At 72.3% G+C, this 15,273-nt stretch carries 10 protein-coding genes; 7 read left to right on the forward strand and 3 right to left on the reverse strand.

The window, feature by feature from the left end:
• Positions 1 to 456: 456 nt before the first annotated feature.
• Entirely contained in the window at positions 457 to 2,691 is a 2,235-nt protein-coding gene (locus C6W10_RS16870) for a penicillin acylase family protein (RefSeq protein ID WP_107264010.1), read from the reverse strand.
• 564 nt (positions 2,692 to 3,255) lie between these two features.
• Between C6W10_RS16870 and C6W10_RS16875 the strand changes: the two genes are divergently transcribed.
• Both C6W10_RS16875 and C6W10_RS16880 read left to right on the forward strand, forming a co-directional pair.
• Entirely contained in the window at positions 3,256 to 4,167 is a 912-nt protein-coding gene (locus tag C6W10_RS16875) for a hypothetical protein (RefSeq protein ID WP_107258903.1), read from the forward strand.
• Positions 4,168 to 4,530: 363 nt separating this feature from the next.
• Positions 4,531 to 5,277 carry a CPBP family intramembrane glutamic endopeptidase gene (locus C6W10_RS16880; RefSeq protein ID WP_107264011.1) on the forward strand — a complete coding sequence of 249 codons (747 nt, stop codon included), beginning with the start codon at positions 4,531 to 4,533 and terminating at the stop codon, positions 5,275 to 5,277.
• Positions 5,278 to 5,356: 79 nt separating this feature from the next.
• Here the strand turns inward: C6W10_RS16880 and C6W10_RS16885 are convergent, their stop codons facing one another.
• Together C6W10_RS16885 and C6W10_RS16890 are read right to left on the reverse strand one after the other, a co-directional pair.
• The gene (locus tag C6W10_RS16885; protein ID WP_107258904.1) at positions 5,357 to 6,667 is read right to left on the reverse strand and encodes a M20 family metallopeptidase; all 1,311 of its coding nucleotides are present in this window, start codon (positions 6,665 to 6,667) and stop codon (positions 5,357 to 5,359) included.
• A gap of 173 nt (positions 6,668 to 6,840) precedes the next feature.
• Positions 6,841 to 7,875: a tetratricopeptide repeat protein gene (locus tag C6W10_RS16890; protein ID WP_159104619.1), complete on the reverse strand. Its 1,035-nt coding sequence runs from the start codon at positions 7,873 to 7,875 to the stop codon at positions 6,841 to 6,843.
• 640 nt (positions 7,876 to 8,515) lie between these two features.
• Between C6W10_RS16890 and araA the strand changes: the two genes are divergently transcribed.
• The 5 genes from araA to C6W10_RS16915 all read left to right on the forward strand — a co-directional run bounded on the left by araA (position 8,516) and on the right by C6W10_RS16915 (position 15,265).
• Complete coding sequence (gene araA, locus C6W10_RS16895) at positions 8,516 to 10,018, forward strand: L-arabinose isomerase (protein ID WP_107264012.1); 1,503 nt, start codon at positions 8,516 to 8,518, stop codon at positions 10,016 to 10,018.
• A 62-nt stretch (positions 10,019 to 10,080) separates the two neighbouring features.
• A complete protein-coding gene (locus C6W10_RS16900) occupies positions 10,081 to 11,382 on the forward strand; it encodes a sugar ABC transporter substrate-binding protein (protein WP_107258906.1) in 1,302 nt (433 codons plus the stop codon).
• Between the two features lie 118 nt (positions 11,383 to 11,500).
• Complete coding sequence (locus C6W10_RS16905) at positions 11,501 to 12,418, forward strand: carbohydrate ABC transporter permease (RefSeq protein ID WP_107258907.1); 918 nt, start codon at positions 11,501 to 11,503, stop codon at positions 12,416 to 12,418.
• Positions 12,419 to 12,422: 4 nt separating this feature from the next.
• Positions 12,423 to 13,337: a carbohydrate ABC transporter permease gene (locus C6W10_RS16910; RefSeq protein ID WP_107258908.1), complete on the forward strand. Its 915-nt coding sequence runs from the start codon at positions 12,423 to 12,425 to the stop codon at positions 13,335 to 13,337.
• Positions 13,334 to 15,265, forward strand: a complete 1,932-nt coding sequence (locus C6W10_RS16915; RefSeq protein ID WP_234361813.1) for a glycoside hydrolase family 127 protein — start codon at positions 13,334 to 13,336, stop codon at positions 15,263 to 15,265. Before C6W10_RS16910 ends, C6W10_RS16915 begins: the two co-directional genes overlap by 4 nt.
• Positions 15,266 to 15,273 lie beyond the last annotated feature (8 nt).

The raw sequence follows: 15,273 nt of genomic DNA on the forward strand, positions 1-15,273 counted from the left end.
CGGCCCCCGGCGCCGGTGCGCTCGCACCGCTGGTGCACAGGGCTGGACCTGCCCTTCCGCGCGTGGATCGGGTCGCGGCTCCGCCGTGGCCCGGCCCGCACCGAGGTCCGCGAGATCGCTGGCGCTGGTCGATTGGCAGCCAGCGTCAGAGCGGAAGGGAAAGCGCTTTCTCCAGCGAGGATAGGGAAGTGTCTATAGAGAAGGCAAGATCGTGCCCGGAATGCGGGTGGATGATCAGGTTCGGGAACTCTGAGTTCTTCGACCCGTAGCGCCGCCCGAGCGGGCGCGGCTGTGGCCCGGAACGCGGCGGGCGCGGCTGTGGCCCGGAACGTGGCGGGCGCGGAGAGGTGGTCGCCGCCGTCCGGTGTGGTCCCCTGGTGTCGTGCTGCCGGGTGTGGTGGGGGTCAGCGCTGCCCGGCAGGGCCCGGCGTGACGGAGCACGCCGGGCCCGGTCCGTCAGGTGCCCGGCCGGTAGCGCCGCTCGACATGGCCCTCAAGGTCCTCCGGATAGAAGTAGACGGGCCGGAGGTTGCCGCTTGCGTAGCGCTCGGCCTGGTCGTTGAAGTGCGGCGAGTCGGGATGCCCGCTGGCGCCGCCGGCCGTCACCGCCCAGGCCCGCAGCCTCGGCCCGAACTCCACCACCGCCACGAAGCTGTTGCCGCTGGTGCCGTAGTAGCGCTTCGTGCCGGGCCAGCGCCGTGCGCCGAACGAGGCGAGCGAACCCCACTGCGCGGAGGTGAAGGGTACCGGGATGCTCGGCTTGGCATCGTCGAAGGTCTGGGTGATCGCGCCGTCGTTGCGCTGGAAGCGGTTGATCTCGCCCCAGGGCACCTGCCAACTGCCGAAGTCCTGGGTGAGCCGCTGGCTCGCCGCGTCGAGCGCCTCAAGTCGTTGCGCGTCGGTGGCGCGCTCGGCCAGATAGTCCCACATGGACATGCCCGCGTCCCGGGCCGCCTGTGCCAGGGGCGCCCAGAGCGCCTCGCCCCAGAACACCGCCAGCGACGTCGCGGTCGATTCGGCGCCCCAGCGGTAGTCCCACCCGCGCAGCAGGTCGACCTGGCCGGCGAGACCCGCCTTTCGCGGGTCACCCTCGGGCAGCCGGTCCCACGCCGCCACCAGCCCCGGTACCAGCCGGGCGAAGGCGGTGAGGTAGCGGTCGAAGGCGGCCTGGATCAGGGTCTGCGGGGTGAACTTGCGGCGCGCGGTCAGTACCCGGATCGCCTGCGGCCCACGCGGGTTCTCCCCGGCCTGGTCGAAGTAGCGCGGATAGTCGGCGGCGTCCGGGCTGTCCGGGCCGGCCGCGGTCCAGGGCCAGTTGTTGGTGTTGAACGCCCAGCCGTTCCTCGGGTTCACCGCCTGCGGAAGGCTCCGGAGACTGTGCAGCCCGCGCCAGTCGGTCGCCGGGTCGCTGCCGTCGACGGGCCTGCGATAGTCGAAGCGATCGTCGCGGATCGGCATGAACTGCGGCACCAGGAAGGCGATCTCGCCCTTCGAGTCCGCGAAGAGCGTGTTGTTCGAGCTGTTGGCCTTGAGCCCCGCCACCCGGATGAAGTCCGAGTAGTCACGCGTCTTGGTGCGCAGGAAACTCTGCTGGAGCGCCTCGACGGGCCGGTTCATCAGCGCGAACGCGATCCACTTGCCGTCGGCCTCGCGTACGACCGGGCCGTGGTGGGTGGCGAAGGTGGTGAAGGTGCGCTCTGCCCGCCCACCGTCCGCCGTACGGTAGGAGAGCGTGATCGTCTTCGTCGCCACCCGCCGCAGCGCGTTCCCGTAGCGGTAGTAGCGCTGGCCGTCCGCCCTGGTCACGATCGTCTCGGCGAACTCGTCGACGTTGTCGACGCCGCTGGAGGTGTGCATCCAGCCGGTCTTCGCGTTGAAGCCCTGGTAGATGAAGAACTGGCCCCAGGTGGCCGCGCCGTACGCGTTCAGTCCCTCGCCGCTCGTCACGTGCTGCTCCGAGCGGAAGAAGAAGCTGGTGTGCGGGTTGATCAGCAGCAGTGCGTTGCCGTCCCTGGTGTGGCTCGGCGCGATCGCGATGCCGTTCGAGCCGCTCGGCTCCCGGAACAGCAGTCCGCGTTCCTCGTCGGTCATCGGCAGCGTCCGGCCGCCGTAGAAGGCTTCGAGCTGGCTCAGGGGCACCCGCTCGATGTCACCGCCGATGCTGCCCTCGGAGAAGCTCAGCGGCATCCACGGCTCGAACCGGTCCAGCACGCGCGGGCGTACCTCCGGATGGGTGGCGAGGTAGTAGTTGAGCCCGTCCGCCCAGGCCCGCATCAGCTCGCGCAACCAGCCGGGTGTCTTCGCGTACTCCCGCTTCAGGGCCTCGGGGTCGACGAAGAGCCGCTGGCGCAGATCCTGCCAGATCGCGGTCTCGCCCTCGGCCTCGGCGAGGCGGCCGAGACTGACCAGATAGTTCCGCTCGATCCGGTTGAAGTCGTCCTCGGCCTGCGCGTACATCATGCCGAACACCGCATCGGCGTCGGTGTGACCGCGTACGTGTGGAATGCCCCAGTCGTCGCGGACGATCGTCACCCGGGTCGCCTGCTTGCGCCAGCGGGCGGGATCGGGCCCGGCCTGCGCCGGAGCGGCGGCTGCGGCACCGGACGGAAGCCCCGCCGCGACGGCCGCGGCTCCGGCGGCCAGTCCGACCGCCTCACCGAGAACTCGGCGCCTGCTCAGCCCTTGGTTCATGAGTCGTCCACCCTTCTCGAAGGCCCAGGGATCGCCTGGTTCGGTGGCGGGATCCGCGTGCCGGCGGACACGGTCGTCCCGGCCGGGCATTGGCGGTGGTCATCGCCGGCCCCGGGGCTGTCCGGCCGGTCCAGCCGGGGTGAACAGCCGGAGCGTCATGATCATCACCATAGGTCAAACCGGCCCGATCCGGAACCGCGTCGACCGCGCCGATTTCGACCGGTACCTATGCGTGCCAACTCGCAGGGCACGATTCCCGGCACGCCCAGGCGCCGGAACGGCTCGGCTGGCCGTCACCGCGCGGGGCGCGTCCCGGGGTGCCAGCACACCACCGTTAGCCTGTGCGGACCGGCGGCCGAGCGGATCCGGCAGCCGCTGTCGCAGGCGTCTTCGGCACGGCCGGTTCGTCCGTGCCTGCGCGAGCCCGGGCCGGGCGCCGGCCCGAGTCTCGGCTTCGGCGCCCTGCTCGCCAGCGGGGGCGGTCGGGCCGGTGGCGGTGCTCGCGGCGGCCGGCGCGGACGGGCGGCCGGTGAACCGTCGAGTCGGTCGAAAGGGGGCGGTGGTGTGACGGGACGGTTCGGTCGGCTCACCGACGCGATGCTGGGCGGCGTACGGGCAGCCCGGGCCAGGGTGCGTGAGCTGCGTGAGGAGCTCCGCACCAGCGACGAGCCCGAACGGCTCCTCGTCGCCCCGCTGCTCCCCGGCGAGCAGCTCCGCTACGTCGGGCTCGCCTCACTCCGTACCTCGCAGACGCACCGCGCCGGCAGCCAGCTCGCGGACCTGATGGCCGACGAGATCGCCGAGGCGCTCGATCCCCGGGCGCTCTTCGGCCTGCTGCACATCGTCAACCCGGTCGCCTGGCTGGACGCGGTGATGACACCGGTGCGGTTCGCCTCGGGTGTGCTGCTGCACCCGGCCAAGGCCGCCGCGGTTGCCGCCGGCCTGGCGGAGCAGGCGTCGCCGGAGCAGGCGACGCCGGAGTCCGCGCCGGGGCACCGGCCGGCGCACCGGGGGCCGCTGCCGCTGACCGAGGAGCAGGAGGCGTTCCGGGCACTGTTCCGGTTGAGCCGGTACCGCCCGCTGGCCGACCAGCTCGCCGAGATCGCCTACCGGCGTCGGTACGTCTTCAGCGGCGATCTCGCCACTCTCGCCGGTAGCCTGCTGCTCTTCCTCGACCGCTACACCGGTACGCCGCTGGCGGTGACCGACTCGCACCTGCACCTGCTGCGGATGGGTCGCCGGCCCGACGAGGGCCGGCCGGACCGGCGCCAGCCGAGACTGCTCTGGAGCGTGCCTCGTGACCGGGTGGCCCGGATCGACTCCGAGGGCGGTCCCAGCCGACTGCTGCGGTTCCCGTCCACCGTCGTCTTCGACGACGGCTCGTGGATCCGGATCGTCAACCCGACGACCCACGACGACCAGTCCCGGTTTCTCGCGGCGGTCGAGGGCATCCCGGGACAGCGCCCCGCGCCCTGAGCCGTCGGTCGGTGGACGGTCGGCGGCCGGCGGATCGACGGGTCGTGCCGTGCACCTCGCTCCGGTAGTGTTGCGGTCGCAAGGGGAGTAGCTCCCAACGCGATGGTCGACATGCTGACCTGCCCGAGCGGGTCCGGCCATCCGACCTCCGCCTGTCGGAGGTGAGCGAGACCTTCGACTTCGGCACCTGGTGCCGGGTGGAGGTGCTCGCCTGACTCTCCACCCGGTGTGGCTGTCCCGGGAGGACTCTGTGCGTGATTGTTCGGCGGCTCTGCCGCTACGCCGTGCGCCGTGGACCGTACCGCCGCCTTCGGCGGGTGCGGGTCCGGTGCCGACCGGTGCGCCCGGGGGGTGTACCCGGGCATGCTGACCGACCTCCTCGGCTATCTGCTGCGGATAGCACCCGGCCTCACGCTGGTCACCGGCTGCCTGCTGCTGACCCGCCGGCAACGTGATCCACTGCTGTCGATCGTCCTGCTCATCCTCGGTTTCGTCCTGATCCGCGACGCCATGACACCCCTCGGGCTGTGGCGGCTCGGCACCGTCGGCGGCCTGGCGCCCTGGCTGCGGTTCAGCACCGACACCGCACTGCTGGCCGCGCTCGGCGTCGCCACCCTGGCCCTCACCGCGACGGTACTGGCCGGCGACCGACGGCTCCGCGCGCTCGTCCCTCGACAACGCCCCGACCTCGCCGGGGTCGGCCTGGGCATCGCCGGGGCCGCCCTGGCCGCGGGCCCGGTTCTGGCCATCGCCAGCCACTGGCCACCGGTGGACCGGGGCGGCACCGTCGCGCACTCCGCGATCCCGGTGATCCTGTTCTTCTGCCTCGCCGGCAACCTCTTCGAGGAGGTGCTCTTCCGGGGCCTGTTGCAGTCCCGGCTGGCCCAGCTGACCAGCCCGGTACGCGCCGCGCTGCTGTCCGGGCTCTTCTTCGGAGCCTGCCACAGCTTCCTCGCCTCCACCGTCACCGACCTCGGCTGGCCGCTCCTGGCGTTCACCGCGTGGGAGGGGCTCGTCTGCGCCTTCCTGCGCCTGCGTCACGGCCTCACTCCGGCCGTACTGGCGCATGGCCTCGCCATCGCGGCCCTGGCGACCGGTCTGCCGTGGTGACGCCGCCCGCCGGGGTCGACCGGTGGGCGGCGCGGAGCCGTCGACCCGGCCCGTACCGGACGGGACGGGGTGGGGTGCGCTAACCGTGGGTACGCCGGGCCAGCCAGCCGGCCATCGCGCGGACGCCGTACCCGATGGCCCGCTCGTCCGGGTCGAAGGTGCCGAAGTGTGGAGCGCTGGTCTCGATGCCGGCCCCCGGGGCGCGGACGCCGAGGAAGGTGTAGGTGCCGGGCAGCCGGTCGAGGAAGAGGGCGAAGTCCTCGCCGTTGAACGGTACCGGGGCGTGCAGCCTCGCCACCCGGGCAGCCCCGAGGCTCTGCCGCAGATGGCGCTGCAGGGCCAGGCCCTCCCGCTCCGGGCAGAGCATGGCCGGGAACGGGGTGTCCCGGAAGCTCACCGACGCCCCGCCGGACGAGTTCGCGAGTCGGCGGATCTCCTCGCGGATCCCGGTGTACCGCTGTTCCGGCCAGCAGCGGTAGGAGATCCGGACCTCCGGCGGGCCGGCCGCGTCCGGTGCCTCCGCCCGCATGAAGACGAACTCGGCCAACGGCCCGTCCGGGGTCTGGATGTCCGTGACCAGCCGTTCGAGGTCCGCGGGCGTGGCGGGCGGGGAGACGGTGCCGAGGGCGTTGATCGCGGCGGCGAGCCGCTGCGCCCGGGCGGTCGCGTCCGAACCCATCAGGGTCACCACGCCCCGGTCCTGGCCGGGGAGCCCCGACCCGGGCGTGACGACGAACTGGCCGACCGGGAAGGGACCGCAGTGCAGGGCGTGGATCTCCGCCGGCCGGGCCCGGCCGAACAGGTCGTCGTCGAGCATCGCGGCGGCGCCGGCGAGCGCCTCCTCGGCGGGTTGGAAGACGAACACCACCGAGCCGGTGAGCCGGTCGCGCAGCAGTGCCAGTACCTGTGCCACCCCCACCCCCACGGCGGTGTGCAGGTCGTGCCCGCACAGGTGGGCCGGTCGCGTGCCGCCGCCGAACTGGTCGCCCGGCGGCACCGCGTCCATGTCGGCCCGGTAGGCGACCGTCCGGCCGGGCCGGGCGCCGGTGAGGACCGCGACGACCCCGTGACCGCCGACCCCCGTCCTGACCTCCAGGCCGGCCGCGCGAAGTCGCCGTGCCACCACGGCGGAGGTGCGCCGCTCCTCGCCCGCCGTCTCGGGGTGCCGGTGGAGGTCGCGGCGCAGCTCGACGAGGTCGCGGTCCAGCCGGGTCGCCACGGCGTGCACCGCCCGCCGGTCGACCGGCCCGGATGCCGGAGCACCGGGGCGGGGCGGCGCACCGGCGGCCGGTGCGCCCACCGTGGCCGTCAGCCCGCCGCCGAGTACGGCGACGGCGGCGCCACCGAGCAGCGTGCGCCGGCTGACGATGGGGCTGTCCGAGTGCGACATGCTTCCTCCCGTGAGACTGCGACTGCCGTCCGAGCAAGTCGGTGGACCGAGTCTGTGTTACGGGACCGGGGGAGCGCATTGAAGCTGACCCCTCCATTCGACCGAGGGCTACCCCTACCACCCGCCTCGGCGTCCATCCAGGACGGTCGGATCCGACCCGGGCGGCGATCCGGCTAGCCGGTCGGCAGGTCCTCGACGGCACGGGTCGCCTCGTCGAGCAGTTGGCGCGCCTCGGCCGAGTCCGGGGCGACCCGTACGGCGGTGCGGGCGGCGCTCAGTGCCTCGGCGGCCCGGCCGAGCCGGAGCGCGTAGTAGGCGTAGCCGGTGAGCGCCGACTCCTGCTCGGGGTTGTCGCGGTGTACCGCCTCCAGCAGCGTCCAGGCGGTGTCGCGGGCGCCGCGCTCCCAGAGCCGGTCGACGTAGTGCAGCCGGTGGTCGATGGTGTGCGGGTCGGTCGGGTCGACCGTGCCGGGGTCGCCGACGGCCGTACGCAGCCGGGTGTACAACTCGACGAACGGCTCCGGTACGCCGTGGCTCTCCAGCAACCGGAAGATGTTGGCGATCGACGTCGCGTCCGGTGACAGTGCGGCGGCCCGTTGGAAGGTGCCGAGCGCCTCGTCCAGCCCGCCGCGTTCCAGTTGGATCATCCCGAGCGCGTTGTGGTAGGCCACGTGGTCGGGGTCCAGGGCGAGCGCCCTGGCCATCGACCGTTCCGCCCGGTCGAGGTCGCCGTGGTTGAACTCCGTCATCGACAGCACGGAGTGTGCCCGTGGCCATTCCGGGCCGTGCCGTACCGCTTCGCGCGCCGCGTGCAGCGCCTCCTCGCCGTGTTCCGCACCGAGTTTGCCCAGTACGGTGGCCAGGGCGAGCCAGCCCGCCGAGTTCTCCGGGTCGAGTTGCACCACCCGGCGGGCGTACGGTTCGGCCTCGGCCGGTTCGTTCCGCTGGCAGAGCAGGTCGCTCAGCCCGGTGAGCGCGGTCGGCCAGTCCGGCTCGACCGCCACCAGCCGGCGGGCGACCTCGTACGCCTCGTCCTGGCGGCCGGTGTTGCGCAGGATCCAGGCCAGGTCGGCCAGTGCGGTCGGATGGTCCGGGCGGGTGGCGAGCACCGGGCGGAGCAGCGCCTCGGCCTGCGCCCAGCGGCCCAACTGGATCAGCGCGTCCGAGCGGCTGACCGCTGCCGCGTGCGGATCCGGTTCTCCGGCCACCACCCTCCTCGACGTGCGCTTTGCGCCGGAGGCCACGGCGTGGTGCCACGGCGGGACTTCCGGTAGGCCCGGCGGAACGGGCGTCGGCCCAGAGGATACCGACGAGGGGAGCCGGCGTCGGCGGACCCTCGGCGGCCGCCAGGCGAGTGCCCAGATCGGTGCCGAAAAGGCTTTCAACCCCGGACCGCGCCGGGGGTGGCCCGCGGACGACTCCGGCAGCGGCTCGTCGCGGCGGTGTCGGCCGGTTGGGCCGGAGCCGGGTCACGCACCGGCCGGGAGCGCGGCGCGCGGCTCGGCGGAGCTGCTCTGCCGGGTCGGCCGGTCGTCCCGAAAGCATTTCGGCGGGTACCGGCGGCCGGACGGACCGCTGTCGATCCTGGTCGATGATCCGCAGGCAGGCGTCGAAATCCACTGTTGACATGACCGTAACCGGGCCACCAGAATCCTCCGAAAAGGTTTTCGGCGCAGTGAGGGGGCCGGTGACCGTGACGACCACTCGGCGCCTCGGCGCGCTCCGGCGCGGAGCACCGCGCCCGGTTGACCCGCGGCTGTGGCTGGCCGCCAGCGACCTTGACCGGAACCGTCGCCGCTTTCGATGCGGATCCGGCCGGTCGGGTGGAACGGAGTGACGCAGGTGGGCATGGCGAACGAGCCGGCGGAGATCTGGTTCCTGACGGGAAGCCAGTCGCTCTACGGCGAAGAGGTGCTCGAACAGGTCGCCGCACAGTCCCGCGAGGTGTGCCAGCGGCTCGCCGACGGTCTGCGGGCGCAGCCTCGCCTCGTCTGGAAGCCGGTGCTGACCACCGCCGACGCGATCCGCCGGACGTGTCTGGACGCCACCGCCGAAGACCGGGTGGTCGGCGTCGTCGCCTGGATGCACACGTTCTCACCGGCGAAGATGTGGATCGCCGGCCTCTCCGCGCTCGGCAAGCCGCTGCTGCACCTGCACACCCAGGCCAACCGGTCGCTGCCCTGGACCGAGCTGGACATGGACTTCATGAACCTCAACCAGGCGGCACACGGCGACCGCGAGTTCGGGTACGTCCAGTCGCGGTTGGGGGTGGCCCGCAAGACCGTCGCGGGCTTCGCCGGCGATCCGGCGGTACACGAACGGGTCAGCGACTGGGCCCGCGCCGCGACCGGCGCCCGCGCCGCGCGGTCGCTGCGGATGGCCCGTTTCGGCGACAACATGCGGGACGTCGCCGTCACCGACGGCGACAAGGTCGGCGCCCAGGCGACGCTGGGGGTCTCGGTCAACGCCTACGGGGTCAACGCGCTCGTCGCGGCGGTCGACGAGGTCGCCGACGCGGACGTCACCCGGCTGGTCGCCGACTACCAGGAGCGCTACGACGTCGTACCGGAACTGCGGCGCGGCGGCGAGCGGCACGCCGCCCTGCGCTACGGCGCCCGGATCGAACTCGGGCTCCGCCAGTTTCTCGTCGACGGCGGTTTCGACGCCTTCACCACCAACTTCGAGGACCTGGGCGGCCTGCGGCAACTTCCCGGCCTTGCCGTGCAGAACCTGATGGCCGACGGCTACGGCTTCGGCGGGGAGGGCGACTGGAAGACCGCCGCCCTGCTGCGCATCCTCAAGGTGGTCGCCGGGGACCGGCCGGGCGGGACCTCCTTCATGGAGGACTACACCTACCACTGGGGTCCGGGCGAGCCGAAGATCCTCGGCGCGCACATGCTGGAGGTCTGCCCCAGCATCGCCGCCACCCGGCCGAGCCTGGAGATCCACCCGCTGTCGATCGGTGACCGGGAGGACCCGGTGCGGCTGGTCTTCACCGCGGCACCCGGCCCGGGACTCGTCGTCGGCCTCGCCGACCTGGGCGGGCGGCTGCGGCTGACCGCCAACGAGATCGACCTGGTCGAGCCGGACGAGCCGCTGCCCCGGCTGCCGGTCGCCCGCGCGGTCTGGATCCCGCGTCCCGACCTCGCCACCTCCGCCGAGTGCTGGCTGCTCGCCGGCGGCCCGCACCACACCGTACTCAGTACGGCGGTCGGCACGGGGGCGCTCGTCGACTTCGCCGACATGTCCGGCGTCGAACTGCTCATGATCGACGCTCGGACCGACCACCGCTCGTTCGCCAACCACCTGCGCTGGAACAGCGGCTACCACCGCCTGGCGCAGCGGCTCTAGCCGCACCTCTACCGCACCAACAAGGAGAACGGCGCACATCCCACACGAATCCGAGGAGAATCATGAAAAGAAGATCGGACGGGCGGACCGTCCGGCGGTCCCTGGCCGGAGTCCTCGCGGCGACGCTGATCCTCAGCGCGACGGCGTGCGGTGACGACGGCCCGGGCGACCAGGGCGGCGTGGCCGAGGCCGGTCCCACCGGCGTCGACGACGGCAGCGAACTGACGCTCTGGACCCGGGCACCGCTGGAGAAGCAGGCGAAGCTGCTCGTCGAGGCGTACAACGCCGGTCACCAGAACAAGGTCAAGCTGACCGTCGTCCCGAACGACGACTACGTCGCGAAGGTGGGCGCGGCGGCCGGCTCCGGCGGGCTGCCGGACCTCTTCGCCGCCGACATCGTCTACGTGCCGAACTGGGTCAACCAGGGACTCTTCCAGGATCTCAGCAGCAACATCGACGGTCTCGGCTTCAAGGACGCCATCAACAAGGGCCACCTCTCGGCCGGTACCCAGGACGGCAAGGCGCACGTGCTGCCCTTCGTACTCGACCTGTCGATGCTGTTCTGGAACAAGCAGCTCTTCAAGGACGCCGGGCTGGACCCGGAGAAGGCCCCGGCGAACCTGGCGGAGTACGCCGCCGCCGCGAAGGCCGTCCAGGCCATCAGGAAGGCCGGCGTCTACGGCACGGCGGCCGGGCTGAACTGCGGCGGCTGCCTCGTCTTCACCTGGTTCCCGTCCATCTGGGCCAGCGGCGGCGAGGTGCTCAGCGAGGACGGCACCGAGGCGAGGCTGGCCGACCCGACCGCGCAGAAGGTGTACAGCACCTGGGCCGACCTGTGGAAGTCCGGCGCGGTCCTGCCCGCCTCGGCCGGCGAGACCGGGCCGACCTGGACGGCGGCGTTCACCGAGGGCAAGGTCGGGCTGATGTTCTACCCGGCGACGCTGCTGTCGTCGACGCCGTTCGACGTCGGTGTCGCCGGCATCCCGGGCCCGGACGGCGGCGCCTCGACCTTCGTCGGCGGGGACGGCATCGGCGTCTCCAAGGACTCGAAGAAGGCCGCGCAGGCCTGGAACTTCCTGAGCTGGATGATGTCCGAGGAAGCCCAGGTAGAGGTGCTGGCCAAGAACAAGGACGTGGTGTCCCGCTCCGACCTGGCGAACAACAGGTACGCCGCCCAGGACCCCCGCCTCGTCACCATCAACGAGGTCGCCGGCAAGGGCGACACCCCGGTCGCACTCAACTTCCAGCAGGCGTTCAACGCACCGGGCAGCCCCTGGCTGACCCTGGTCCGCAACCAGGTGCTCAACGGCGGCGGGGACCTGGCGAAGGACAACAAGGAAATCACGGCGGTACTCCAGCAGTAGGCGGCGTCGCCGCGGGCGTGTGCCGGTCCGCCGCTGTGCGGACCCGGCATACGTCGGCCGCGCCGCACTCGCCAACCGTCGCCGGTCCGGCCCGTCGCCGATCGAACGAGGAGTTGTGATGAACGTCAGCGCACCGGCCCGGCCACCCAGTGCGGCGAGGCCGGGCCCGGTCCGGCCCAGCCGACGGCAGGCCCTGCTCGGCTGGATCTACGCCACGCCGACCGCGGCATTCGTGGTGGCGCTGTTCGTGGTGCCACTGCTGCTCGTGATCAAGATGTCGCTGTCCCGCTGGCCGTTGCTCAGCGGCGACCAGGGGATCAACGCGCCGGAGAACTTCACCAAGGCGGTCAACCACCGCTTCTTCACCGACTCGGTGGTCTTCACCCTCAAGTACACGGTGATCGCGACCGTACTGCTGCTCGCGCTCGGCCTGGGGATGGCCCTGCTGGTGCAGGAGTCCAGCCGGTGGAACAACCTGCTCCGGGCGTCCTTCCTGGTGCCGAGCGCGCTCGGGCTGGCGTCGGCGTCCCTGCTGTTCTACGTGCTCTACTCGCCGTACGCGAGCCCGCTGGCGCCGGTGGTGGAGCGGCTCGGCATCACGTTCCTGGGCTCGCCGAACGCGGCGCTCTTCTCCACGGTGTTCCTCATCGTCTGGCGCTACGCCGGCTTCTACATGGTGCTGATGCTGGTCGGGTTGCAGAGCATCCCGGCGGACGTCTTCGAGGCGGCGCGGTCGGACGGGGCGACCCGCTGGCAGACGTTCCGCAGCGTCACCCTGCCGCTGCTCCGCCCGACGCTGGCGCTGACCACCGTGCTCTGCGTGACCGGCTCGCTGCTCGCCTTCGAGCAGTTCTACATCCTCACCAAGGGTGGCCCGGACAACAGCACCATCACGGTGGTCCAGCTCATCTACATGATCGCGTTCCAGGGGCAGAACGACCTCGGCGTCGCGGCGGCGCTCTCGGTCATCGTGCTGGCGGCCCTGGTCCTCATCAACGCGCTGCAACTGCGCGCCTTCCGGTCCGAGGAGAACTGACGCCATGACCGTCGATTCCAGGCCCACCCGGGCCGCGGTGGCGGGGCCGCCCCGGCCGCCGGAGCGGGTGCCGAGCAGGCCGAGGCCGCGCGGCCTCACCATCGCCGGTGTCGCCTTCCGGACGCCCTACTGGGTCTTCACCGGAGCGGTGGCGGTGATCTTCCTCTTTCCGCTGGTCTGGACCGCCGTCGCCTCGGTCTCCCCGCAGGCGGGCACCAACCAGGTGACCGGATGGGGCTTCGGCAACTACACGACCCTCGCCGACTACCAGGCCGGGGTGTGGCGCTACCTCGCCAACTCGGCGTTCGTCTCGCTGCTGACGGTCGCGCTCACGCTGCTGGTCTCACTGCTCGGCGGGTACGCCTTCGCCCGCTTCCGCTTCCCCGGCCGGAACCTCCTCTTCCTGCTCACCCTGGCCATCCTGATGGTGCCGTACGCGACCCTGCTCATCCCGCTCTACGTCCTGCTCAACGAGGTCGGGCTGGCGAACTCCCTGGTCGGTGTCGCCCTGGTGCTCACCATGTTCCAGTTGCCGTTCTCCACCTTCCTGATGCGCATCTCCTTCGAGGCGGTGCCGCGCGAACTCGACGAGGCGGCGAAGGTCGACGGCTGCTCGTCGTTCAGCGCGCTGTGGCGGGTACTGATCCCGGCGGTCAAGCCGGGCCTGATCACCGTGGGACTCTTCGCGTTCCTCGCCGCCTGGAACGACTTCATGGCGCCGCTGATCCTGATCAACGACTCCGAGCGGATGACGCTGCCGCTCGCCGTCTCCAACCTCCGCGGCCAGGTGCAGGGCGTCGTCGACTACGGCGCGACGGAAGCCGGCGTCGTCGTGCTGGCGCTTCCGTGCGTCGTGCTGTTCCTGCTGCTCCAACGACACTACGTGCGCGGATTCATGTCCGGCGCACTGAAGGGATGACCATGGCACCCAGCGCCTCCACGGCGGCCCCCGTCCTGCCGAGCCGAGGGCGGCTCCGGCCGCTCGGACTGGACGAGGTCCGCATCACCGGCGGCTTCTGGGCCGAACGTCAGTCCGTCAACGCGGCGGCCAGTCTCGACCACATCGGGCACTGGCTCGAACGGGAGGGCTGGATCCGCAACTTCGACCTGGTGGCCGACGGCGGCGACCTGGCCGGGGGGCGCCGGGGGCGGGAGTTCTCCGACTCGGAGGTCTACAAGTTCCTGGAGGCGATGGCCTGGGAGATCGGCCGCAGCGACGACCCGGGACTGGAGGCGAGGTTCCGCGCCGTGGTGCGCCGGGTGGGTCGGGCCCAGGACGCCGACGGCTACCTGAACACGAAGTTCGGTCACCCCGGCCAGCCGCCGCGCTGGTCGGACCTGCGCTGGGGCCACGAGCTCTACTGCGTCGGCCACCTCCTCCAGGCCGCCGTCGCGCGGGCGCGTACCCGCCCGGACGCCGACGACGGGCTGGTGGCGATCGCCCGGCGGGCCGCCGACAACGTCTGCCGGACCTTTGGGCCGGACGGCATCGACGGCCTCTGCGGGCACCCGGAGATCGAGCCCGCGCTGGCGGAGTTCGGCCGGGTCACCGGGGACGACCGCTACCTCGACCAGGCGGCGCTCTTCGTCGAGCGGCGCGGCCACGGCCGGCTCGGCGACGTGGAGTGGCGCCGGGAGTACTTCCAGGACGAGACCCCGGTACGCCAGGCGACGGTGCTGCGCGGGCATGCGGTCCGGGCGAACTACCTCGCCGCCGGTGCGGTCGACGTCGCCACCGAGACCGACGACCCCGGCCTGCTCAAGGCGGTACGCGACCAGTGGCGGACCGCGGTGGCCCGGCGCACGTACGTCACCGGTGGGCAGGGCTCCCGGCACCAGGACGAGGCGTTCGGTGAGGACTGGGTGCTGCCGCCCGACCGCGCCTACTCGGAGACCTGTGCCGGGGTCGGGTCGGTGATGCTGGCCTGGCGGCTGCTGCTCGCCTGCGGCGACTCCGGGTACGCCGACCTGATCGAGCGGACGCTCTTCAACGTGGTGTCGACGTCACCGGCGGCCGACGGGCGGAGCTTCTTCTACACCAACACGCTGCACCGGCGGGAGCCCGGGACGGTCCCGGACGACGACCGGCCGAGCATCCGGGCCGCCGCCGCGCAGCGGGCCCCCTGGTACGAGGTGTCGTGCTGCCCGACGAACGTGGCCCGCACCCTGGCCAGCCTGGCGGCGTACGTCGCGACCACCGACGACGAGGGCCTCCAGCTGCACCAGTACGCCTCCGGTACGGTCGTGCACCGCCCGGTGGACGGGGCGGAACGGCGGATCACCGTCAGCACCGGCTACCCGGCGGACGGGGAGATCCGGGTGCGGGTCGACGACGGCGGCGACGACCGTCCGTGGACGCTGGCGCTGCGGGTGCCGGGCTGGGCGGAGCAGGGCGCGACGCTGACCGTCGACGGCGAGACCCGGCCGGTACGCCCCGGCTACGCCACCGAGCGGCGGGTCTGGCGGGCCGGCGACGAGGTGGTGTTGCGGCTGCCCATGGCGCCCCGGTTCAGCCACCCGGACCCGCGCATCGACGCGGTCCGGGGCTGCGTCGCCGTGGAACGCGGCCCGCTGGTGTACGCGGTGGAGTCGGTGGACCTGCCGGGGGGCGGGAGCGTCGACGAACTCCGGGTCGACCTGAGCCGGCCACCCGGCATGGCGGGCAGCCGGGTGGTGGTGAACTGCCGGCGCCTCGACCCGCCCGACCGGGACTGGCCCTACGGCGGCGACGGGGCCGGACCGGTGCACGGGGCGGCGGGGGACCTCGTCGAGGTTCCGCTGGTCCCGTACCACGCCTGGGCCAACCGTGGACCGTCCACCATGCGGGTCTGGATCCCGACGAGCTGACCGCGCCA

This window comes from Plantactinospora sp. BB1 (assembly GCF_003030385.1).
Lineage (GTDB): Bacteria > Actinomycetota > Actinomycetes > Mycobacteriales > Micromonosporaceae > Plantactinospora.